This window comes from Aeromonas sp. s12, assembly GCF_040907925.1.
Classification (GTDB): Bacteria; Pseudomonadota; Gammaproteobacteria; order Enterobacterales; family Aeromonadaceae; genus Aeromonas; species Aeromonas veronii.
Genome location: NZ_JBFOCT010000039.1, coordinates 93,208 through 116,067, shown reverse-complemented (window position 1 = coordinate 116,067; position 22,860 = coordinate 93,208). Strand labels below are relative to the sequence as shown.

The following is a 22,860-nucleotide window of genomic DNA, read 5'->3' as shown; positions in this document are numbered from 1 at the left end:
ATATGCTAAGTCCAAAACCCGCACTGCTGGCCATGATGGTCGGCACCCTGCTCGCCTCCTCCGCCGCTTATGCGGCAGCTCCCGGAAAACCCGCCATCGGTTGGGGCCCCACCAAGTTTGCCATCGTCGAAGTCAACCAGTCCGCGACCGCTTATAACGAGCTGGTCAAGGTGAAGGATGGCGCCGATGTGACCGTCACCTGGAATCTCTGGAACGGCGATATTGGCCAGCGTGCCAAGGTGCTGCTGGATGGCAAGGAGGTGTGGTCCGGTCCCTCTTCCGCCGCGGGTACCGCCACCTTCAAGGTGCACAAGGGGGGCCGCTATCAGATGCAGGTCGCGCTGTGCAACGGCGATGGCTGTACCCTGTCTGATGCCAAGGAGATCGTGGTCGCCGATACCGATGGCAGCCACCTTGCGCCGCTCAAGCCTGCCCTGCAGGAGAATAACAAACCCTATGTCAACAAGTCCGGCAAGGTGGTCGGCACCTACTATGTGGAGTGGGGGGTCTATGATCGCAACTTCACCGTGGACAAGCTGCCGGCCCAGAACCTGACCCATATCCTCTATGGCTTCACCCCGATCTGTGGCGGTGATGGCCTCAACGACAGCCTCAAAGAGATTGCCGGCAGCTTCCAGGCGCTGCAACGTGCCTGTGCCGGGCGCAAGGATTTCCAGGTCGCCATTCACGATCCCTGGGCCGCGCTGCAAAAAGGGCAGGGGTCACTGGTCGCCTGGGATGAGCCCTACAAGGGCAACTTCGGCAATCTGATGGCCCTCAAACAGGCCTATCCGGACCTGAAGATCCTCCCCTCAGTCGGTGGCTGGACCCTCTCCGACCCCTTCTTCTTCATGCATGACAAGGCCAAGCGTGACGTGTTCGTCGCCTCGGTCAAAGAGTTCCTGCAGACCTGGAAGTTCTTCGACGGTGTCGATATCGACTATGAGTTCCCGGGTGGCGATGGCGCCAACCCCAATCTGGGGGACAAGACCAAAGATGGTGAAACCTATGTGCTGATCATGAAGGATCTGCGCGCCATGCTCGACGAGCTGGAGGCCGAGACCGGTCGCACCTATCAGCTCACCTCTGCCATCGGTGCCGGTTACGACAAGATCGAGGATGTGGATTACAAGGCTGCCCAGCAGTACATGGACCACCTCTTCGTGATGAGTTACGACTACAACGGTGCCTGGAGCAATACCTCCCTGGGTCATCAGGCCAACCTCTATCAGGCCACCAACGGCTCGGCCAACAAGCGCTACAACACTGATGCAGCGGTACAGCAACTGCTGGCGCAAGGGGTCGACTCCGAAAAGCTGGTGATCGGTGCCGCCGCCTACGGTCGCGGCTGGAAAGGGGTGAGCGGCTATCAGGGTAACGATCCCTTCACCGGCACCGCCACCGGCAAGATCAAAGGCACCTGGGAAGATGGCGTGCTGGATTATCGCCACATCGTCAACAGCCATATGGGCGCAGGCTGGGAGTACAACTACGACGAGACTGCCGAAGCGGCCACCCTGTTCAAGCCCTCCACCGGCGAGCTGATCACCTATGACGACGAGCGCTCGGTCAAGGCGAAAGGCCAATACGTGCTGGCCAACAAGCTGGGCGGGCTCTTCTCCTGGGAGATCGATGCCGACAATGGCGACATCCTCAACACCATGCATGAAGGTCTCGGTCACGGCGAAGGGGTCACTCCGCCAGCCAACAAGCCGCCAGTAGCCAATGCGGGCAGCGATCTGAGTGTCACCGGCCCGACCGAGGTGACGCTGAACGGCTCCGCCTCCCACGACCCGGAAAATGGCTCCCTGACCTACAGCTGGAAGCAGGTCTCCGGCCCGCAGGCCGCTCTGCTTGATGCCACTCAGGCCAAGGCCCGGGTTGTACTCGATGCAGTGTCCGCCGACATCAATCTGGTGTTCGAGCTGACGGTGACCGATGACCATCAACTAACCGCCAGGGATCAGGTGGTGGTGACCAACAAGGCGCCGCAGCCCAACCTGCCTCCGGTGGTGACTTTGCCTGCCAGCGTCAAGGTGGAAGAGGGCAAGCAGGTGACCATCACTGCCAAGGCATCCGACCCCAATGACGACGAGCTGATCTATCAATGGCAAGTACCTGCCGGTATCACGGCGACCGGCCAGAACAGAGCCACCCTGGTGGTCACCGGCCCGGCGGTGGATGTCGAAACCGGTTATGACCTCTCTGTGACCGTCTCCGATGGCGCACTCGATGCCAACGCGGCCACCCATCTCACCGTCACGCCAATCAACGAAGGCGGTGAGGGGGGCTCTTGCAACACCACAGATCCGGAAGCAGCCAACGTTCCCGCATGGCAGGCCAGCAAGGTCTATAACGGCGGTGACAAGGTGAGCCACAACCAGCTGGTATGGCGTGCCAAGTACTGGACTCAGGGTAATGAGCCGAGTCGCTCCGCCGATCAGTGGGCGCTGGTGAGTCAGGTTGATCTGGGTTGGAACGCAGCCGTTGCCTATAACGGCGGGGATCTCACCAACCACAACGGCCGTCAGTGGAAGGCCAAGTGGTGGACTCAAGGCAACGAGCCGGGCAAGCACGATGTCTGGCTGGATATCGGGGCAGCAAGCTGTAACTGAGGCCTCCTCACCGATGACGGGGCATGGCGACATGCCCCTCATTCCCGGTAGCAATATGAACGAGAACCCGACAATGACCACAAATGTGACCCGAATCGCTGCCCTCATCATGGCAACCCTGGCGGCTGGCCCCTTGTCTGCCACCACCTCGCCCCTGATATTCAATGACACGACCCCGCAAAGCGATCTGGCGGGTAGCCTGGCTGCCAGCGTGCAGTTTGCCCAGAGCCAGATCCTGCCGTCCCATCCCAAAGAGGGGGATCGCCAACCCATCCTGACCAGCCTGCGCAAGAGCCTGCTACTGGTGAAACCGCTCCAGGCCGACGGGGTGACTCCCATGACGGTGGAGGCTAGTGACGGCAGCGGCAAGCTGCTTGGCACCCTGACCTTGTCGCCGCCATCGGCGCTGCCAGAGACTGTCTACCACCTCGCGGGAGCTCCTGCCGGGGGAGTGAGTTTCATCCCGGAGAGCGGCACCACTGCCGTCATCAGCAGCAGTGCTGATTTGGCCAAACTGAGCGACAAGAGCGGCGCCTTTCTCAAGGATCGGCTGACCGGGCGCGCGCTGGTGGAGATCCAGACCGCCGACGGCCGCTGGGTTCGGGATATCTACCTGCCCGTGAGCCCGGAGCTGGAGGGCAAGATGGTGCGGATCCGCTCCAGCGCCGGTTATAACTCGACAGCCTTCTATGGCGAGCGACAGGTGACCGTCTCCCGTGGCCAGACCCTGCAGTTCAAGTTTGCCAATGGGCAGTGGTTCCGCGAGGGGGAGCTGGAGAACAACCGCATCACCTATGCAGCGGATACCTGGAGCGGCGAGCTGCCTGCCGAGTGGATCCAGCCCGGACTGAACCTCTCCGTTCGTCAGGGCAATCTCAGTGGTGAACTGCGTGATATCAAAGTCGGCGCCCCCGGCGAGCTGCTGCTGCACACCATCGACATCGGCATGCTCACCACGCCGCGGGATCGCTTTGCCTTTGCCAATGACAAGGAGGCCCATCGCGAATACTTCCAGACCATTCCGGCCAGCCGGTTGATCGTCAGTCAGTATGCACCGCTCTCCCTGCCTGAGGTGATGTTGCCCAATGGCACATTGCTGACCGACTTTGACCCAAGCGAAGGGGGCTGGCATGGCGGCACCATGCGTCAGCGCATCGGCAAGGAGCTTATCTCCCACGGTATCGACAATGCCAACTACGGCATCAACAGCAGTGCCGGTGAAGGGGAGGGAAGCCATCCCTTTGTGGTGGCCCAGCTGACGGCGCACAACAGCCGCGGCAAATATGCCAATGGGGTTCAGGTGCACGGTGGTTCCGGTGGTGGTGGCATCGTCACGCTGGATGATTCGCTGGGCAACGAGTTCAGCCACGAGGTGGGCCATAACTTCGGCCTTGGCCACTATGTGGATGGCTTCCGTGGCTCGGTTCACCGCAGTGCCGATCAGCTCAACTCCAGCTGGGGCTGGGACAGTGACAAACACCGTTTCATCCCCAACTTCTCGCCGACCCGCACCAATGAGGATGCCTGTCTGGATGGCCAGTGCCAGCCACCGTTCGATGGCCGCAAGTTTGGCCACGATGCGATGGCAGGCGGCCGCCCTCTCTCCGGCGCCAACCGTTTCACCCTCTATACCCCCAATTCGGCCGCCATCATCCAGCGTTTTCTGGAGAGCAAGGCGGTGTTCGATGCCAACTCGGCCACCGGCTTTAGCAAGTGGAACAGTGCGACGGCCAGGATGGAGCCCTATCAGCACACAATCGAGGGGATCGAGAAGGTCGATGCCCCCATGGATGCCCTGAGCGAGGCAGGACTGAGTGCCCTGCTGGCGGATTACGGCTTGGTCAGGGTCGCCATGTGGGATGGTCGCTGGACCCGTGATATCCGGGTGCCGATTGCCTCTGCGGACAACCGTGGGCGCAGTCTGACCATCGATCACGGGGCCGGTTACAACAGCCACCTCTTTATCAACGGCAAGGAGACCCTGGTGAGCAGGGGCTTCAAGAAGAGCTTCACCTCGGATGGCCTGAGCTGGGTGGAGGTCTCCCCCATCGATACCAAGGTTGCGCGCAAGCCCGAGCAGTTCGGCGTGCCGGTGACCACCCTGGTGGGCTATTACGATCCGCAAGGAGCCCTGCGCAGTTACATCTATCCGGCTCTGCACGGCGCCTATGGTTTCACCTACCCGGATGACAGCAACACCCTGTCCGGCAATGACTGCCAGTTGCAGGTGGAGACCCGCGATGGTCTGCAGCGCTTCAGGCTGGCCAATCACAGAGCGGCCAGCAGCGTCATGAACAAGTTCCACATCAACCTGCCCACCGCCAGCGAGCCAGGTCGCGCCACCATCCAGTGCCGTGGCCAGACACTGGTACAGCAGAGCTTGTTGCCACCGCAGCAGACCCTCTCCTTTACCGTCAACGGGCGGCCGCTGGAGCAGGGCGTGGTTGAGAACCAGCCTCCTGTGGTGACCGTACCGGCGCAGCTTGGCGGCATCGGCGGTGAGTGGCTGACCATCACTGCCGAGGCGAGGGATCCCGAGGGCGATGCGCTCAGCTACCGCTGGCACTTCCCGGCGGGCTGGCAGGCGGACGGCGAGACCAGTGCCAACCTGCGTCTGTTACCGCCAGTTGTCACCACCAGCGAGCAGCATGAGCTGAGTGTGAGCGTCTCGGATGGGGTACATCAGAGCGAAGGGCGCGTCGTGCTGACGCTGGAGCCCGTGGCCGACGGCTCTTGCAACACCACAGATCCGGAAGCGGCGAATGTTCCCGCATGGCAGGCCAGCAAGGTCTACAACGGTGGCGACAAGGTGAGCCACAACCAGCTGGTATGGCGTGCCAAGTATTGGACTCTGGGCAATGAACCGGGCCGCGTCGCCGATCAGTGGGCGCTGGCGAGTCAGGTTGAGCTGGGCTGGAGCGCTACCGTTGCCTACAACGGCGGTGAGCTGACCAACCACAACGGCCGTCAGTGGAAGGCCAAGTGGTGGACTCAAGGCAACGAGCCGGGCAAGCACGATGTCTGGCTGGATGTCGGGGCGGCAAGCTGCCCCTAGGTTGAGTCCATGATGAAGATGGCGGAGCCTGTTCAGGCGGGCTCCGCCTTTTGCCACAAAACCATAGAGAGCAACAATAATGAAAAAAAACCGCATCACCCTTCTGCTTGCCAGCATGATGCTGAGCGGCCACCTGTGGGCGGCCGAGGCATATGACATCAACAAATCCTATCCGGGCGGCAGCCAGGTCAATTACAACGGCCAGATTTTCGAGGCCAAGTGGTGGGTCAACCCGGGTCAGACTCCCGGCATGGCGGCCGCCAATGAGTGGGATACCCCGTGGAAGCTTGTTGGCGAAGGGGAAGTGACCCCGCCGGATACCGGTGGCGATGACAAGCCCAATCCGCCAACGCCTACCCCGCCGGATGGCAGCACCACCCCCGTCTATATGAGCCTGGCCGAGCTGGATGCCAAAGAGAAGGCGCTGACCGACTTCCCGGCGATGGAAGCGGTCAAGGCCTCCATCGCTACCCGGGACAATCTGGTGGTCGAGGCGGTGCAGCCGGGCCGTGCCGACAACCCGGGCAACGTCAAGCGGGTCGAAAGCCTGCTGAGCGAGAGCCAGTTCAACTACCTGTTCCCGCTACGCGCCCCCGAGTACACCTATCGTGGCCTGTTGCAGGCGGCGGCCAAGTTCCCGGCCCTGTGCAGCGACTACAGCGACGGCCGCGATGCTGACGCCATCTGCCGCAAGACGCTGGCAACTATGTTCGCCCACTTCGCCCAGGAGACCGGTGGCCATGAAAACTGGCGCCCGGAGGCCGAGTGGCGTCAGGCGCTGGTCTACGTGCGCGAGATGGGATGGAATGAGACCATGCGCGGCGGTTACAACGCCGAGTGCCGTCCCGATGTGTGGCAGGGTCAGCAGTGGCCGTGCGGTACGTTCGACAATGGCGAGTTCAAGAGCTACTTTGGCCGCGGTGCCAAGCAGCTCTCCTACAACTACAACTATGGCCCCTTCTCCGAGGCGATGTTCGGCACGGTGCGCACCCTGCTCGACCGCCCCGATCTGGTGGCCGACACCTGGCTGAACCTCGCCAGTGCGGTGTTCTTCTATACCTATCCGCAGCCGCCCAAGCCTTCCATGCTCCATGTCATCGATGGCACCTGGCAGCCGAATGACCATGACAAGCAGAACGGTCTGGTGCCGGGCTTCGGGGTCACTACCCAGATCATCAACGGCGGGGTGGAGTGCGGCGGTCCGGTCGAGCACGCCCAGTCCCAGAATCGCATCAACTACTACCGCGAGTTTGCCAACTACCTCGGAGTGGCGGTGCCATCCGACGAGGTGCTGGGTTGCAAGAATATGAAGGTGTTTGATGACAATGGCGCCGGTGCCTTGCCCATCTATTGGGAGCAGGACTGGAGCTATGTGGCAGAGAACCCCAACGGTGGCAAGAGCTATGCGTGCAAGCTGGTGGGCTACCAGACCCGTTTCAGCGCCTTCAAGGCAGGGGATTACAGCCGCTGCGTTCAGCACTTCTATCCGGAGGTGGTGATCGAGGATAACGGCGGTGGCACCAACCTGCCGCCGGTGGCCAATATCACTGGCCCGGCGCAGGCCGAAGGTGGCAGCAAGGTGACTCTCTCTGGCCAGCACTCTAGCGATCCGGAAGGCAAGCCGCTCTCCTATGCCTGGACTATCCCGGCTGGAGCCTCTGCCCCGGCACTGGATCAGGTCACTCTGGAGTTGACCCTGCCCAAGCCGGCCAGCGATACCAAGCTGGAGATCAAACTGACGGTCACAGATGAAGGTAATCTGAGCCGCAGCACCACCCATAGCCTGCTGGTGAAAGGGGAGGAGGGGGGTGTAACGCCGCCTGACTATCCGGTCTATAAAGAGGGGACTCCCTACAAGGCGGGTGAGCGGGTCAGCAACGGCGGTGCCAGCTACGAGTGCAAACCGCACCCCTACACCGGCTGGTGTGCAGGTGCTGCCTGGGCTTATGAGCCGGGCAAGGGTACGGCCTGGGCCGATGCCTGGATCAAGCTCTGAGCCGTTCCAGGGTTGCAAGGCTTGCCGATTAGCCGGAGCACTATCTGGTCTGGTGCAATGACAATCCGGAGCAATAAAAGATGGGGCCTGCGGGCCCCATTCTTGTTTGGTGGAGTTCAGGTTTGGCCGTGGAACATCTGGCCCGGACAGGACAGCGCCTCGAAAGGGCTGTGTGATGATGTGTGTTGTTGTTTTATTACATTTTCCGTGAAAGGCTTTCAGCAATTATTTGCCGTAGCGGAAGTAGTATTCACGGGTGGAGGGGGCATAGGCATCTTTCTCTACAACGCCGTTCTTGGTGGTTGCACCGCGCAGGTGGAACAGGACTGCCAGATTCTCAAACATGGTTTACCTCATCGCTCTGTCATTTATGGTTATGGGGTGTGACCTGGGTCACGGTTTGATCCTATGGTCATTTGTGAGCCAGATCAACTTTCCGTGTTGTAAATTTACAAAAATCATGGAAAGGGTTTTCAAATGCAATGCCCTTTATGGAAAGGCTTTCCCGAGGTGACGGGGGAGAAGCTGACGATCAGCCTGCAAAAGATGCCTGAGAGCGGGGGCGTTGCACGGGGAAAGAGGCTTGCTGCACGGCCTCTCCTTTATAGGTGCTTGAGCCGATTTGTGACATAAAACAGAGAGATAGCACGCGTCTTGCTGGTAAAAACAGCGAACTGCTGCAATTTTGACTAAACGAATCAGTCGCGGTTATTTTAGGGTTGACAGCAAAGCGGGTGATGCCTATCATGCGCCTCCGTTGCCGGAGATAACTTCGTCAGCACCGAGGTGAGTTGGGGTTATAGCTCAGCTGGGAGAGCGCTTGCATGGCATGCAAGAGGTCCGCGGTTCGATCCCGCGTAGCTCCACCAAATTCTCCTCGAACAATCTGGAATCAAAGGGGTTATAGCTCAGCTGGGAGAGCGCTTGCATGGCATGCAAGAGGTCCGCGGTTCGATCCCGCGTAGCTCCACCAGATTCTTGATTGTTTTATTGAATACCCAGGGCAGTGTGGTGTGTATCACCCAAGCCGACCTTTGTGGGGTTATAGCTCAGCTGGGAGAGCGCTTGCATGGCATGCAAGAGGTCCGCGGTTCGATCCCGCGTAGCTCCACCATTATTTAGGATGAATGGCCGCCAGAACCATTCATTCAGTACCGAATTTGGGGTTATAGCTCAGCTGGGAGAGCGCTTGCATGGCATGCAAGAGGTCCGCGGTTCGATCCCGCGTAGCTCCACCAAATTCAGAGTGACTGTCGGTCATTCACAAAAATTGGGGTTATAGCTCAGCTGGGAGAGCGCTTGCATGGCATGCAAGAGGTCCGCGGTTCGATCCCGCGTAGCTCCACCAAATTCTTGTTAAAAGAAACAAAAAGGCCACCGCATCGCGGTGGCCTTTTTGTTTTCTCCATCATTTATTTTCTCCATACGCCCGCGCCTTTCATTTGTAAATCCAATGACCTGAATGAAAAAGCCCGCGAGAGTCACGGGCTTTGGTTGCACTATTCAAATGCGCCTGTGGTTAACGGCGACGTCGCCAGGCCAGCGGTAACAGGGCCAGCAGGCCGAGTCCCAGTGCACCACCGCCTGAGGAGGTGTCCGGTTTGGTGGCATCGCTCTCCAGTCTCAGGTCGACGATGATGGGATCATGGTCAGAGGCACTGAAGGGGTTGTCAGACTTGAGCAGGGAGCCGGTGTACTGGCTGCCGTATTCGAACAGGGAGCTCTCGAAGGAGTTGATGTGCCAGTCGGCGACACCTGCCACCTTGCTGGCCAGCGCCGGGTTGGCGAGGGCATAGTCCAGGGTGCCCAGCTCCCCGTCGTAGCTGTAGGAGATGGCTTTCTCCTTGTTGAATTTGACGTTGAGATCGATCAGGCCGTAGCTGCGAGTCACTTCGCGACCGAGCTGTTCATAGGACTGATCACCGATAAAGGTGTGGGAGGCTGATACGATCTTCCGCTCGCTGGTGGCCGGGTTGTAGTCGGTCAGTACCCGGATCGGATCTTCCTTGGCGTAGGAGTTGAAGTCGCCCACCAACAGCACCTGGCCCGGCAGTTTGCTGACCGCCTCACCCAGCACCTTGGCGGCAGAGACCCGGAACTCGGTGCACTTGCCTTGCAGGTCGGCCGGTTCTGTCTTGCCATCGCCATTTTCGTAGCAGCCTGACCCCTTGGATTTGAGGTGGTTGACCACCAGTGTCAGCGGCTCCTTGCTCTTGGCGAGGGTGAAGGTCTGAACCAGTGAGTCGCGCTGACCGGCTGTCTTGGCCACACCACCAGTGGTGTAGCGCTGCTCCGGCAGCTTGATGACGCTGGCATCTCCGCTGGGGGTGAGCAGGGCAGGACGGTAGATCATCGCCACCATGATAGCGTCGCCGCCGAAGAACTTGCCATCGGTAAGGGCAGTGACCGGCAGACGCACATAGGCGTAGTGTTTGCTCGCATCCTTCTGCTGTTCGTTGAGGCGGGTCACAAGATTGTGGAGGGCCGAGTTATCCTCGAAGCCGTTGTTCTCCATCTCCATCAGGCCGAGCAGATCGGCATCCATTGCGGTAATGGCATTGACGATCTTGGTGCGCTGTTTCTCGAACTCGGGCTGGCTCTTGGCACCCCGGTTACAACCTTTGGCGTTGTCGGCATCCGCCTGATCCTTGCACAGGATATTGAGTGCACCGCCAATGCTGGAGTGGCTGGTGAAGTAGTTGAGCACGTTGAAGCTGCCGATCCGCAGATCGCTACCAGCGAGGCGAGCCGGCGCATCTTGACGATCCTCTTCAGGGCTGCGCAGCAGAGCACCGGCAGTCAGGGTGATATCGCTCGGTACCATCAGACGGAAGGCATCCTTGTTGTATACGATCACCCCCTCCAGCCCGGTCAGTTGATCACCGATGCGCAGATAACCCTGATCGGCATCCCAGCTCGGGAACCAGGGCAGTACGCCATCCGGCGCTTTGTAATCAGACTCGACCACCAGACGGTTGCTGCCATTTTTGGTGGCCAGTGCGACAGCGTCCGCACTGTTGGCAACATGAAGTTGGGTCGGTTTGATCAGCGGGGTTTTGTGGGCCAACTCTACGTTGTTGCGATAGACCTTGTAGTCGAAGCCGTAGTTGCGGGTCAGGTGCAGGTCACTGCTGCTGTCGAGACGTACCCGCATCCCTTCGTGGCGATTGAGCGCTTGCGCCAGCGTCTCCCCTTCATTGACCTGCAGTACGCTGGTCGGCACATTCAGCCCTTGTGCGGTGACTTGCAGGCGGGCTTTGCTGGATTCGAAGGTGGGCTTGAGCTGGGTGCCGCCGTAATACTCCTCGACCTTGGCTTCGAGGCAGAGTTCAGCCCCCGGTTTGATGTCTTTATATTTGGTCGCGAAGTCCTTGTCGTTCAGATAGACAAAGATGCCATCAGAGGTGGCCGGATTGCCATCGCCCACCGGGTCAGTCAGATAGAAACCCTTGGTCAGGCTTTGGCCCAGCGTCGTCACGATACCGCGAACGTTGAAGGTGCCCGTGCTGATTTTGCCGGTCACGTTACCGTTCTTGTCGGTCACGGTCTGGGTGGCCAGCGCGCTGGCGGAACCTGTGCCCTGAATGGTCGGGATGGGAGTGAGTTGAGCCGGATCGGACGGGCAGACAAATGCCGCATGGGCGCCTGAGGATGCAAGTGCCAGCCCCACGGCCAGCGACAGCAGGGTACGAGTACCTTTCATAGGTGTTCCTTTTTTATTTTTGCCAGTGATTCCATAGCCTTGGCTCGTTGACCAAGGGCGCGCATTGTCACATTTCTGGCATGTCATACCAGTGAGCCAACGCACATTAAACGAATCTGGGAAGATGAGGAAAAGCGTTTTTATGATCCCAGTAACAGTATGATTTTTTTGATAATTCAATCAATTCTAACCCTGTGATCATGACGCTTTCGTGGCAGGGGATAATTCTCTTTGAGAATAAAGATTGAGGGGATCTTGTCGCCTTCCTATACTGGGTTCGTTCCTCACGGAACCCAGGTAAAGGGCAAACCGGCAGTGATGTCGGGGCGCAATGCTTCCGGTCTCGAGCGTGGATCCAGATAGCGGGGTTTCCCTGGGTGAGGGGTGGTTTTTGTGGCAGGTCCATTGCCAGTTGTCTGCGCCCATCATGCAGGTTGCGATTGTTCTTTGCCTTGGTGACCAATGCCAAGACAAAACAAGGAAGATAACAATATGCAACAGCTCTTCAGACCCAGCAGGCTTGCCATGCTGGTCGCCCTTGCGGCTGCGCCCGCCTGGGCCCAGGCCGCTTATCCCGCCTATAAATCCGGTACTGCCTACAAGGCTGGCGATATCGTCAGCAACGTCGGTGCCCTCTACGAGTGCAAAGAATTCCCCTATTCAGGCTGGTGCGGGGCATCCCCCTATCACTATGAGCCGGGTGTCGGGGTGGTCTGGGCAGATGCCTGGAAGCCCTATGGTGGCGAGGTGCCCCCTCCTGCACTCGGCGTAGCCGTCAGCTCGCCAGCTGCCGGTGCCAGCTTCAACGAAGGTACCAGTGTGGCGCTGGCGGTGACCTTGAGCGGCCCGGTGACGGCCTTGGCCCGGGTGGAATATCTTGTCGACGGCAAGCTGGTCGCCACGGCGAACGCCTCGCCATGGAGTGCCAGCTGGAGCGCCGCCGGAGTGGGGGCCCATACCCTCAAGGCTCGCGCGCTGGATAAAGACGGCAAGGTGCTGAGCGAGGCGGATTCGAGCTTCAACGTCGCCGCCGTGGTGGCGCCAGAGGCGCCCAAGGCGAGCATCAGCAGCCCGGCCAATGGGGCCAAGGTGACGCTGGGTCGCAGTGTGGCGGTGAGCGGCAACGTCACCGATGCCAACAACGATGTGGCCAAAGTCGAGCTCTATGTCGACGGCAAGAAGGTGGCCGAAGATACCACAGCCCCCTGGCAGGTGAACTGGACGCCGGATGCCAAAGGGAGTGCCGCCCTCAAGCTGGTGGCCACTGACAAGACCAATCTGAGCGGTGAGTCGGCGGCGGTGACCGTCAATGTCGAGGAGGCCGCGCTGCCGCCCACCGGTGGCAACCTCTCTTGTGACATTCGCCAGATCTATCGTCCGGATGGTTACGAGTGCATGGGGGATGACCATGCCCGTCGGGTTATCGGCTACTTCACCTCCTGGCGCACCGGCAAGAACGGCCTGCCCGCCTATCTGGTGAGCGATATTCCATGGAACAAGATCACCCACATCAACTACGCCTTCGCGGCGGTGGATGAGCAGAGCCACACCATCAAGGTGGACGATGCAGCCACCAAGATGACCTGGGATGGCGTGCCGGGTGCCGAGATGGATCCTGAATTCGCCTACAAGGGCCACTTCAACCTGCTGTCGAAGTACAAGAAGCAGTATCCGGACGTGAAGACCCTCATCTCGGTCGGCGGCTGGGCCGATACCCGCGGCTTCTACACCGCCACTACCAAGGGGGACTGCTCGGTCAATACTGCCGGTATCAACACCCTGGCTGACTCGGCGGTGAGTTTTATCCGCCAGTACGGCTTTGATGGGGTCGATATCGACTACGAATACCCCACCTCGATGAAGGATGCGGGCAATCCCAACGACTTCCCGCTCTCCAACCAGTGCCGGGCCAAGCTGTTTGCCAACTACGAGGTGCTGATGAAGACCTTGCGGGCGCGGCTCGACAACGCCGGTAACGAAGATGGCCGCAAGTATATGCTGACCATCGCCTCACCGGCCTCGGCCTATCTGCTGCGCGGGATGGAGAACTTCCAGGTCACCCAGTATCTCGACTACGTCAACCTGATGACCTATGACTTCCACGGCGCCTGGAACCACTTTGTCGGTCACAACGCGGCCCTGTTCGACAACAATGCTGACCCCGAGCTCTCCCATTGGGGCGTCTATACCCAGACCCAGTTTGGCGGTATCGGTTACCTCAACGCCGCCTGGTCTGCCCACTACTTCCGCGGTGCGCTGGCGGCTGGCAAGATCAACGTTGGCGTGCCCTATTACACCCGCGGTTGGCAGGGGGTAAGCGGTGGCAGTCACGGGCTGGGTGGCAAGGCAGCCCTGCCGAGCCAGAACGAGTGCCAGCCGGGCACTGGTGGCAGCACCATTCCGTGCGGCAACGGGGCGGTCGGCATCGACAACATCTGGCATGATCTCGACAAGAACGGCAAGGAGATCGGCGGTGGCGCCGTGCCCATGTGGCATGCCAAGAACCTGGAGAATGCGGCCAGCCTCGGCATCACCACATTGCCAAGTTATGGCACTGCCTGGGGTCTGGATCCCAACAATCCGGCTCACGTGATGCAGGGCAAGTATGTGCGTTACTACGATGACAAGGCCCACGCGCCCTGGCTGTGGAACGAAGAGAAGAAGGTGTTCCTCTCAACCGAAGATGAAGAGTCCATGGGCCACAAGCTGGACTACATCATCAAGCGCGGTCTGGGTGGCGTGATGTTCTGGGAGATGGCGGGTGACTACGCCTTCGATCCGGCCAAGAACGAGTACGGCATGGGCAGCACCCTGACCACCTTGGCTTACGAGAAGTTTGCCAAGGCAACTCCGTACAACACCAAGCAAAACGATCTGGCCGCGCCGAGCGCCCAGCTCGACATCCAGGTCAGCCTCTCCGGCTTCAAGGAAGGGGACTCCAACTACCCGATCAACCCGAAACTCAATCTGGTCAACAAGTCGACCCAGACCATTCCGGGCGGCGCGCGCATCGAGTTTCTGGTGCCCACTTCCACCTCTGACACCATCACGGATCAGAGTGGCATGGGGCTGAAAGTGGTGGAGAGCGGTGGCAACGACAATTCGGAAGGCATTGCCAATGAGAAGGACTTCCACAAGGTCGCCATGAACCTGCCGGGTTGGCAGACTCTGGCACCGGGGGCCGAGATTGAAGTCGCCATGACCTACTACCTGCCCGCCGCTGGCGTGCCGAGCGGTATGCGCATCATCAGCGGCAGCCAGACCATTGGTCTCAAGGCCGAGTTCCCGACCTTGCCGGAGGCCGTGCTGGGCTCGGGTGGCGGTGAGAATCCGGGCACCAGCTGCAGCAGCCAGAACGTCAATCCGGCGGCCTACAAGGCCTATCCGAGCTGGCCACAGGGGGATCATGCCAATGGCGGCGATCGCATCACCCATAACAAGGTAGTGTGGCAGGCGAACTGGTGGACCAGCAGCGAGCCCAAGGCAACCGATGGCAGCTGGAAGTCTGTCTGTAGCTATTGATTTTAAAATCAATGAGATAAGTGAGGCTTCGGCCTCACTTTTTTTGTCTGGTTGGTCGCTCTGGTTGAAAATGCGCCTGCCTTTCCTGGCGGGCAGCCTCTATAATAGAGTCGATTAATAATCAGATGGATATCAGCGTATGGCGAGTATATTGGATTCCGTTGATCAACGAACTCAACTGGTGGGTGAAAACCGCCTCGAGTTGTTGATGTTTCGTCTCGGCACCCGTCAGATGTTCGCCATCAACGTCTTCAAGGTACGGGAAGTGGTCAAGTTGCCCCATCTGAGCAAGATGCCGGGCTCCCATCACAATATCAGCGGGGTGGCCAATATCCGCGGTACCTCGATCCCGGTGATCAACCTGCGCAGCGCCATCGGCATGCGCCCCATGCCCATCGACAGTGAATCCAACCTCATTATCACCGAGTACAACCGCACCATTCAGGGTTTTCTGGTGGGGCAGGTGGCCAACATCGTCAACATGACCTGGAAGGACATTCTGCCACCGCCGCGCTCTGCCGGGCGCGCCAACTACCTCACCGCCATCACCCGCATTCCCGAAGATGGGGTGGATCAGATCGTCGAGATCATCGATGTAGAGAAGGTGCTGGCGGAGATCATCACCTATGACATCCGGATCTCTGAAGAGGTGCTGGATCGGGAGATCCTGCCCGAGATGCATGGCCGCAAAGTGCTGATCGTCGATGATTCCAGCACCGCCCGCAATCTGGTGCGCGAGACCCTGGGCCAGCTTGGGCTTGAGGTGATCGAGTGTCAGGATGGTTTGCAGGCGCTGACCCTGCTCAAGGGGTGGTGCGATGCTGGCAAGAAGGTGACTGACGAGATCCTGCTGATGATCACCGATGCCGAAATGCCGGAGATGGACGGCTACCGCCTGACCCACGAGGTGCGCAGCGATCCGCGCATGTCCGATCTCTTTATCACCCTCAATACTTCACTCAGTGGCAATTTCAACGAGGCCATGGTCAAGAAAGTTGGTTGTGACCGCTTTATCTCCAAATTCCAGCCCGACTTGCTGGTCGGCGTGGCCCAGGAGCGGCTGCGTCAGGTGCTGGAAAGCTGAGAAGCTGCCTGCCGGTTATGCTAAATCAGTAACAAAACATCCCGCTTCGGCGGGATGTTTTGTTACTGGGTATTGGCGATGGATTGGTTGAATCAAGGTGCCACGCAGAGATCGTCGACCATTCAAAACATCCGATTTTGGCGGGATATTTTGTTATGGGATATTGGTGATAGATGGCGGGCTTATTGGCTGAGCAGCGGCTCCATAAAGCGTGCGACTTTATCGCGGATTTGGGGCTGGGCCGCCGGGGTGGGATGAATACCATCGTTCATCATAAGTTCAGGGCGCAGCGCAATATCATCCATAAAGAAGGGCAGCAGCGGCAGATCGTTAGCCTGGGCCAACTCGGGAAAGATCTGTTCGAACTGGCGCAGATAGCGGGCACCGTAGTTGCGGGGCAGCTGGATTTGGGTCAACACCACGCGGGTCTGCTGCTCCTTGGCGAGCGCGATCATGCTGGCCAGATTCTGGCGGGTAATGGTCGGTGCGAAGCCGCGCAGGCCATCGTTGCCCCCCAGTTCGATCAGCAGCCAGTCCGGCTTGTGCTCCTTCAGCAGAGCGGGCAGACGGGCCAGCGCCCCTTGTGTCGTTTCACCGCTGATGCTGGCATTGAGCAGGGTGTGTTTGCCCCCCTCCTCCTGCCATTTCTGGCTGAGCAGGGCGGGCCAGCTCTGCTCAACCTGCATCTGATAGCCGGCGCTCAGGCTATCTCCCAGCACCAGCAGGGTCTGGGCCTGAGTCGACGAGAGCAGGCTGCCGAGGCCAACAAACAAGGCAAACAGAATACGCACCATCAATTCAACTCCCGCTATGGATTGTCATCAAGGGATTGGAACAAAGGATACAGAGCATGAGTTCAACCCCCATTATTGTCGTCAAGGGCCTCGGCAAATCGGTTCGCCTCGGCCAGGAAAGCCTCACCATCCTTGAAGGGATCGATCTGCAAGTCAATAGCGGCGAGACGGTGGCACTGGTCGGCGCCTCCGGCTCCGGCAAGTCCACCCTGCTGGGGCTGCTGGCCGGGCTCGATCTGCCGAGTCAGGGGGAGATCGAAATCCTCGGCAAATCCTTGGGCGAGCTGGATGAAGAGGGGCGGGCCAGATTGCGCGCCGAGCAGATCGGCTTTGTGTTCCAGTCGTTCCTGCTGCTCCCGACCATGACGGCGCTGGAGAATGTGATGCTGCCCGCCGAGCTGCGCGGCGAGCGTGATTGCGAACCAAGAGCTCGCGATCTGCTGGCCGCGGTCGGGCTTGGCGAGCGGTTACACCATCTGCCGCCACGGCTTTCCGGCGGTGAGCAGCAGCGGGTGGCCATCGCCCGCGCCTTTATGACCCGTCCAAGCCTGCTGCTGGCGGACGAGCCGACCGGCAACCTCGACAGCAAGACCGGCGAGAAGGTGATCGAGCTGCTGTTTGAACTCAATCGCAAGCACGGCACCACGCTAGTGGTAGTGACCCATGACCATCAGCTGGCCGAGCGTTGCCAGCGGCAACTGGTCATGACGGCGGGTCGGCTGGATCGCGAGGTGGCCCATGATGTGGTGTAACGGGGTGAGCAGCGGATCTGGCGGGAGATGCAAGGGATGATGCAGTGGCGATTGGGATGGCGACTGCTGCGCCGGGAAGGTTTCAGCGGCGAGCTGCGCTGGTTTGTGCTGGCGCTAGCGCTTAGCGTGGCGTGTGTCTTGAGTGTGGCATTGGTGGCGGATCGGCTCGATGCCGGACTCAAGGCGTCGGGCCGCGACTTTATCGGAGCGGATCGGGTGTTGCGCACTGCCGCTGCGCTGCCGGATGGCTGGCTGGCCCGAGCGAAACAGGATGGCTTGGCGGTGCAGACCACCGTCAGCTTCAACAGCATGCTGTTTCACGGTGATACGTTGCAGCTTGCCTCCATTCGGGCGGTGCCCGACGGTTTTCCCTTTTACGGCAAGCTCACTCTGGAACCTGCCCGCGCCCCAGCTCCCGGCGAGATCTGGCTCTCCGCCCGGGTGATGCAGCTGCTCAAGGCCAAAACGGGGGATGAGCTGGAGGTGGGTAATACGGTGCTCAAGGTGGCAGGCCTGCTTGGCGAGGAGCCGGATCAGGGCTTCAGCCCCTTCCTGCTGGCGCCGCGTGCGCTGATCCACAGTGCCGATATCGAGGCGACCGGAGCCCTGCTCCCGGGCAGCCGCCAGCAGTGGCGCTATCTGTTCAAGGGGCCGCGAGAGTCGCTGGCCCGTTACGAGCAATGGTTGTTGCCGCAATTGCAGGCCGGACAGAAGTGGATCAAACCGGATGACAGCGAATCCCAGGTGGGTCGCTCGCTGGCCAATGCCGAGCGTTTCTTCCGGCTTGCCTCGTTAAGCGGGGTGTTGCTGGGGGCGTTGGCGATGGGGATTGCGGTGCGCCACTTTGCCGAGCGCCAGACCAATATGGTGGCGCTGCTCAAGACCCTGGGGGCATCTCGTCGCTCGCTCTGGCAACTGATGGGAACCCTGCTGCTGTCGCTGACGCTGATCGGTGCGCTGCTGGGTCTGGTGGCGGGCACAGCCATGCAGTGGCTCACCTTGCAACTGCTGGGGGACCTGCTGCCGCCGGATCTGCCGCCCCCCTCCTGGCGCCCCTTTGCGCTGGGCGTGGCAGTGGCGCTCTTTATCACCCTGCTGCTCGCTTTTGTGCCCTTCTTGCGGCTGCTGAAAGTGCCGCCGCTGCGGGTATTGCGCCGGGAGCTGGAGGCGGGTATTCCCCCCTGGCTGGCCCTGCCGGTCGGCCTGTTCGGGCTGTTTGCGCTGGTCTGGGGCTTTACCGCCGATGTACGGCTGGCGCTGGGTCTGGTGGGGGGCATGGGCTTGCTGATGGGGCTGCTGGCCCTGCTGGCGGCGCTGATGTTGCGGCTGGGAGCGAGAGTGAGCGGGCCTCATGCCTTGCGGCTGGCGCTGGCCCATCTGTCGCGCGAGCGCAGCAGCGGCCTGTTTCAGCTGGCGGGCTTTGCGCTGGCATTGATGCTGTTTGGTCTGTTATGGGCGGCCCGGGTCGATCTGCTGGATGAGTTTTCGGCCCGTCTTCCCGTCGATGCGCCCAACCGTTTTCTGGTCAATGTGGCGGAGAACGAGCGGGAGGGGATCCTGAGCGAACTGGCGGCGGCCGGGGCCAACACTTCCGACTTCTACCCCATGGTGCGTGGCAGGCTGACCCATATCGCCGGTGAGGCGGTGGGCGAGGGGGCCAGCAGTGGTCGTGAAGGGGTCGATCGGGAGCTTAACTTCACTACCACGGCGATCCTGCCAATCGACAACAAGCTGGTGGCCGGTAAATGGCTTGCCGGGCCCGGCGAGGTGTCGGTGGATAGCGAGCTGGCCAAGCGGCTCGATATCAAGTTGGGGGACATGCTCGCCTTTACCATCGAGGGGCGCAGCTTTGGCGCCAGGGTCACCAGTCTGCGCAGCATCAAATGGGACAATATGCGTCCCAACTTCTACATGATCTTCTCCGAGGATCTGCTGGCACCCTTCTCCCGAACCTGGCTTGGTAGCTACCGGCTGCCCGAGGCGGGGCGCACTGCCGAGGTGGAGTTGATCCGCCGTCACCCCACGGTGAGCCTTATCGATGTGGATGACCTGATTGCGCGGCTTACTCAGGTATCGGAGCAGGTGAGCCGGGCGCTGGCGCTGATGCTGGGGCTGGTGACAGTGGCCGCACTGCTGGTGCTGCTGACCCAGACCCAGGCCAGCATGGCCCAGCGTCGGCGCGAGCTGTTGCTTATGCGCACCCTGGGTGCCAGCAGCGAACTGCTGAAAAAGATGCTGCGTTGGGAGCTGGTGGCCAGTGGTGCGCTGGCGGGGCTCTGTGCCGCCATGGTGGTGGAGCTCTGCTCCTTTGGCCTGCAGTGGTGGTGGTTCGAGGGGCTGTGGCAGTTCCACTGGACCATCTGGCTCGGCCTGCCGACGCTGGGGGCACTGCTGGTGACGCTGGCGGGGCAGGGGATGCAGCGTCAGCTGCTGGCTGGCACCCTGAGCGATCGGTTGCGAGGGCTGGGTCAGGGACTGTTGTAATCCCGCCAGCGCGAACCGATGCCACAGAGTGCAATAGCGCAGCCACAATAAACAAGCAGCCCGGCCATTGGCCGGGCTTCTTGTTATGCGAGGTGCTGACGAGCGGACGCCGCGAGCGGGTGTGAGTTAGCGGGGCTCACGCAGCAAATTGGTGAGGGCGCTCGGCAGCTCGGGATAGCTGAAGTGAAAACCGGCCTGTTGCAGCCGTGCTGGTATCACCTTTTGTCCGGTCAGCAGCAGATCGGCCGCTTCACCCATCACCAGTTGTAGCAGGGGGGCGGGCACGAAAAAGAGGTGCGGGCGGTGCAACGTGGTGGCAAGGGTCTGGCTGAACTCCCGGTTGCTGACCGGATGGGGTGCAGTGCCGTTGAAGATGCCGCTGCACTCTTCGTGATCCAGCAAGAACAGCATGGCGCGCACCAGATCCTGCACATGGATCCAGCTCATCATCTGGCTGCCCGATCCCATGGGGCCGCCGAGTCCGAGTCGGTAGGGGGGGAGCATTTTGGGCAGGGCGCCGCCATCCATGCCAAGCACCAGCCCGATCCGAACGATACAGACCCGGGTTTGGCGGCTCTGGGCCTCCTGCGCCAGGGTTTCCCACTGCTGGCAGAGCTGGTGGGTAAACTCGTCGTTGGGAGAGCGGCACTGCTCATCGAGGGTTTCGGTGCCCTGTCTGCCATACCAGCCGATGGCGGAGGCGTTGATCAGCACCTTAGGCGGCGTGCTGGATAGCTTGATGAGATCCACCAGCTGCTCGGTCAACAGCCAGCGGCTATCGCAGAGCAGCTGTTTGCGCGACTCGCTCCAGCGTCCGGCGGCGATGGGTTCACCGGCCAGATTGATCACCGCGTCCACGTCATTGAGGTCATCAAGCCGGTCGAGGTTATCCAATACCTTGATATCGTGACCGAGCAGGGAGTAGGCGCGGCTCCCCTGCCTGCTCAAGACCACGACCTCGTGATTGACCTTGAGATGGGCAACCAGCTTGCGGCCGATAAAGCCGGTTCCTCCGGTAATAAGAATCTTCATCGCTGCATGCTCCTGCTGCCGTTTGCTCAACTTTAATGGTGTGGCTTCCCTTCAACAAGTGAGGCGTGCTTCGGGAGTTTTCTGTTTGACGTTTTTTAACTCTATCCTCTTCTTACGACATATTGTTGAACAATAGTTTGAATTGATTGATTTTTGTTGGGTGGAGATTTGTTGAACAATCGCTATTATGGCGACCCTTTTCGCCTGTCCACCGAGGCTGTCACCCATTATCCGAGTATCAAAGAGGCCGCCATGCCATTTCGTCGTTTGAAACGTCGCCAGCTTTACTCGAGGATTCTGTTGGCGCTGCTGATGGGGGGCGGGATCCTGCTGCTGGGGGTTGTTGCCGTTATCTGGCAGACCGTGACGGAGACAGAGCGTGATGCCGATTCACGGTTGCAGCATGCCCGTGTGATGTTTGAGCGCTCCATCGGCCATGCCCAGCATGCGGCCATCAATGTGAAGGGGATGCTTGGTCACTCCTGCAAGGAGGCGGCACAACTGCTGCGCGAACAGGTGGCCACGGTGCCTTATGTCCGTTCCGCCAATCTGGCTGTCGGCAGCCACATCTACTGCACCTCGCTCTATGGTGACTACGATGGCCCCTTCAATCCCGACCGCTATGTGGATGGCAGGTTGCAACTGCTGCCTGGCAATGAGGTCACACCGGATCGCCCCTTGATCGTTCTGCGTCATGAAACGGACAAGGGGAGTGTGCTGATCGGTGTAGATGGCTACTACCTGCGCAATACCCTGGAGATCTCCAGCAAGAACTCCCCGATGGCTCTCGTGGTGGGGCAGAGGGCTCTGTTTGGCTCAGGTCAGGTCGGGGCTGCGCCCTCTCCGACAGAAGAAGGTTATATTGCCCTCGCTTCGGCCGATTTCCCCTATCAGGTCGTCACCCGGGTCACGGTGCATGACTACTGGAGCCACGCATGGCGCTACTCCAGATATACCTTGTTCCTCTCTCCGTTGCTGGCGCTGCTGATTGGATTCGGCACCTTCAGGCTGATGGGGCGTAGCAGCTCACCAGCGGAAGAGCTCAAGCGGGCGTTGATCGAAGAGGAGTTTATCCCCTATCTGCAGCCGGTGGTCTCCGGTGAGGATGAGCAGTGGCGTGGCTGTGAGGTGCTGATGCGCTGGCAGCATCCCAAGCAGGGGATGATCTCGCCGGATCGCTTTATTCCGCTGGCGGAAGATAGCGGGCTGATCGTGCCCATGACCAGCCTGTTGATGGCGCAGGTGCGCGACCACTTCTCCCCTTATGCCCGCAAGCTGCCGGCAAAGTTTCACTTTTGCTTCAATATCAGCGCCAAGCACTTTCAGGATCTCGACCTGTTGGCTGACTGCAAGGCGTTTCTCGACGCGTTTAAGGACAATCCCGTTGATTTAGGGCTGGAGCTGACTGAGCGTGAACTGCTGGTAGCTGATGAGACAACGGCCCGGATGTTTGCCGAGTTGCGCAAACTGGGCGTGTTGATCTCTATCGATGATTTTGGCACCGGTCACTCCAGTCTCACCTATCTGCAACAGTTTCAGGTCGATGCAATCAAGATTGACCGGAGCTTTGTAGAGATGATCGGCACGGATGCACTCTCCAGTCATATCGTTGAAAACGTGATTGATCTGGCGAAGCGACTTGAATTGATCCTGATCGCGGAGGGGGTCGAGAAGCAGTCGCAGGCGGACTACCTGCGGGCGCGCCACGTTGACTATCTGCAAGGGTATCGTTACAGCCGCCCCATTCCGATGAAGCAGTTTTGCAAGACCCTGTTTGGCTGAACGGTTGAATGGGGAGCATAAAAAACCAGCGATCACTCGCT

Annotated in this window: 11 protein-coding genes, 5 tRNA genes and 1 riboswitch; of the genes, 13 read left to right on the top strand and 3 right to left on the bottom strand. The window is 60.1% G+C overall.

Going from position 1 to position 22,860, the window contains the following annotated elements:
- Nucleotides 1-2: 2 nt before the first annotated feature.
- The 8 genes from AB5Y67_RS20685 (at nucleotide 3) to AB5Y67_RS20650 (ending at nucleotide 9,014) form a co-directional block, all read left to right on the top strand.
- Nucleotides 3-2,615 carry a glycosyl hydrolase family 18 protein gene (locus AB5Y67_RS20685; protein ID WP_199427357.1) on the top strand — a complete coding sequence of 871 codons (2,613 nt, stop codon included), beginning with the start codon at nucleotides 3-5 and terminating at the stop codon, nucleotides 2,613-2,615.
- 73 nt (nucleotides 2,616-2,688) lie between these two features.
- Nucleotides 2,689-5,670 carry a M66 family metalloprotease gene (locus tag AB5Y67_RS20680; RefSeq protein ID WP_320628423.1) on the top strand — a complete coding sequence of 994 codons (2,982 nt, stop codon included), beginning with the start codon at nucleotides 2,689-2,691 and terminating at the stop codon, nucleotides 5,668-5,670.
- Nucleotides 5,671-5,749: 79 nt separating this feature from the next.
- Nucleotides 5,750-7,666, top strand: a complete 1,917-nt coding sequence (locus tag AB5Y67_RS20675) for a glycoside hydrolase family 19 protein (protein WP_199427356.1) — start codon at nucleotides 5,750-5,752, stop codon at nucleotides 7,664-7,666.
- Between the two features lie 793 nt (nucleotides 7,667-8,459).
- Nucleotides 8,460-8,535: transfer RNA gene (locus AB5Y67_RS20670), tRNA-Ala, on the top strand.
- A gap of 28 nt (nucleotides 8,536-8,563) precedes the next feature.
- Nucleotides 8,564-8,639: transfer RNA gene (locus AB5Y67_RS20665), tRNA-Ala, on the top strand.
- Nucleotides 8,640-8,704: 65 nt separating this feature from the next.
- Nucleotides 8,705-8,780, top strand: a tRNA-Ala gene (locus AB5Y67_RS20660).
- Nucleotides 8,781-8,828: 48 nt separating this feature from the next.
- Nucleotides 8,829-8,904: transfer RNA gene (locus AB5Y67_RS20655), tRNA-Ala, on the top strand.
- Between the two features lie 34 nt (nucleotides 8,905-8,938).
- Nucleotides 8,939-9,014: transfer RNA gene (locus AB5Y67_RS20650), tRNA-Ala, on the top strand.
- Nucleotides 9,015-9,185: 171 nt separating this feature from the next.
- Here AB5Y67_RS20650 and AB5Y67_RS20645 read toward each other — a convergent pair.
- Complete coding sequence (locus tag AB5Y67_RS20645) at nucleotides 9,186-11,369, bottom strand: ExeM/NucH family extracellular endonuclease (RefSeq protein WP_199416424.1); 2,184 nt, start codon at nucleotides 11,367-11,369, stop codon at nucleotides 9,186-9,188.
- Nucleotides 11,370-11,662: 293 nt separating this feature from the next.
- Nucleotides 11,663-11,745: riboswitch (cyclic di-GMP riboswitch) on the top strand.
- A 149-nt stretch (nucleotides 11,746-11,894) separates the two neighbouring features.
- Here AB5Y67_RS20645 and AB5Y67_RS20640 point away from each other — a divergent pair.
- The gene (locus tag AB5Y67_RS20640; RefSeq protein ID WP_199416429.1) at nucleotides 11,895-14,891 is read left to right on the top strand and encodes a glycosyl hydrolase family 18 protein; all 2,997 of its coding nucleotides are present in this window, start codon (nucleotides 11,895-11,897) and stop codon (nucleotides 14,889-14,891) included.
- 139 nt (nucleotides 14,892-15,030) lie between these two features.
- Entirely contained in the window at nucleotides 15,031-15,975 is a 945-nt protein-coding gene (locus AB5Y67_RS20635; protein ID WP_005335238.1) for a chemotaxis protein CheV, read from the top strand.
- A gap of 182 nt (nucleotides 15,976-16,157) precedes the next feature.
- On the opposite strand, the gene AB5Y67_RS20630 is transcribed toward AB5Y67_RS20635, so the two are convergent.
- On the bottom strand, nucleotides 16,158-16,769 hold the full coding sequence (locus AB5Y67_RS20630; RefSeq protein ID WP_199427355.1) for an arylesterase: 612 nt from the start codon (nucleotides 16,767-16,769) through the stop codon (nucleotides 16,158-16,160).
- Between the two features lie 56 nt (nucleotides 16,770-16,825).
- Here AB5Y67_RS20630 and AB5Y67_RS20625 point away from each other — a divergent pair, with 56 nt between their 5' ends.
- Nucleotides 16,826-17,521, top strand: coding sequence for an ABC transporter ATP-binding protein (locus AB5Y67_RS20625; RefSeq protein ID WP_123172480.1), 696 nt, complete (start codon nucleotides 16,826-16,828; stop codon nucleotides 17,519-17,521).
- Between the two features lie 36 nt (nucleotides 17,522-17,557).
- Nucleotides 17,558-20,005: an ABC transporter permease gene (locus tag AB5Y67_RS20620; protein WP_199427354.1), complete on the top strand. Its 2,448-nt coding sequence runs from the start codon at nucleotides 17,558-17,560 to the stop codon at nucleotides 20,003-20,005.
- Between the two features lie 126 nt (nucleotides 20,006-20,131).
- Here the strand turns inward: AB5Y67_RS20620 and AB5Y67_RS20615 are convergent, their stop codons facing one another.
- The gene (locus AB5Y67_RS20615; RefSeq protein WP_110302630.1) at nucleotides 20,132-21,037 is read right to left on the bottom strand and encodes a TIGR01777 family oxidoreductase; all 906 of its coding nucleotides are present in this window, start codon (nucleotides 21,035-21,037) and stop codon (nucleotides 20,132-20,134) included.
- A 252-nt stretch (nucleotides 21,038-21,289) separates the two neighbouring features.
- On the opposite strand from AB5Y67_RS20615, the gene AB5Y67_RS20610 reads away from it, so the two are divergent.
- Entirely contained in the window at nucleotides 21,290-22,819 is a 1,530-nt protein-coding gene (locus tag AB5Y67_RS20610) for an EAL domain-containing protein (protein ID WP_325793506.1), read from the top strand.
- Nucleotides 22,820-22,860 lie beyond the last annotated feature (41 nt).

Coding starts and splice junctions, on each gene's coding strand:
- AB5Y67_RS20625 (WP_123172480.1), top strand. CDS start 16,826: ATGAGTTCAACCCCCATTATTGTCGTCAAGGGCCTCGGCAAATCGGTT.
- AB5Y67_RS20620 (WP_199427354.1), top strand. CDS start 17,558: ATGATGCAGTGGCGATTGGGATGGCGACTGCTGCGCCGGGAAGGTTTC.
- AB5Y67_RS20680 (WP_320628423.1), top strand. CDS start 2,689: ATGACCACAAATGTGACCCGAATCGCTGCCCTCATCATGGCAACCCTG.
- AB5Y67_RS20685 (WP_199427357.1), top strand. CDS start 3: ATGCTAAGTCCAAAACCCGCACTGCTGGCCATGATGGTCGGCACCCTG.
- AB5Y67_RS20640 (WP_199416429.1), top strand. CDS start 11,895: ATGCTGGTCGCCCTTGCGGCTGCGCCCGCCTGGGCCCAGGCCGCTTAT.
- AB5Y67_RS20635 (WP_005335238.1), top strand. CDS start 15,031: ATGGCGAGTATATTGGATTCCGTTGATCAACGAACTCAACTGGTGGGT.
- AB5Y67_RS20645 (WP_199416424.1), bottom strand. CDS start 11,369: ATGAAAGGTACTCGTACCCTGCTGTCGCTGGCCGTGGGGCTGGCACTT.
- AB5Y67_RS20630 (WP_199427355.1), bottom strand. CDS start 16,769: ATGGTGCGTATTCTGTTTGCCTTGTTTGTTGGCCTCGGCAGCCTGCTC.
- AB5Y67_RS20615 (WP_110302630.1), bottom strand. CDS start 21,037: ATGAAGATTCTTATTACCGGAGGAACCGGCTTTATCGGCCGCAAGCTG.
- AB5Y67_RS20675 (WP_199427356.1), top strand. CDS start 5,750: ATGAAAAAAAACCGCATCACCCTTCTGCTTGCCAGCATGATGCTGAGC.
- AB5Y67_RS20610 (WP_325793506.1), top strand. CDS start 21,290: ATGCCATTTCGTCGTTTGAAACGTCGCCAGCTTTACTCGAGGATTCTG.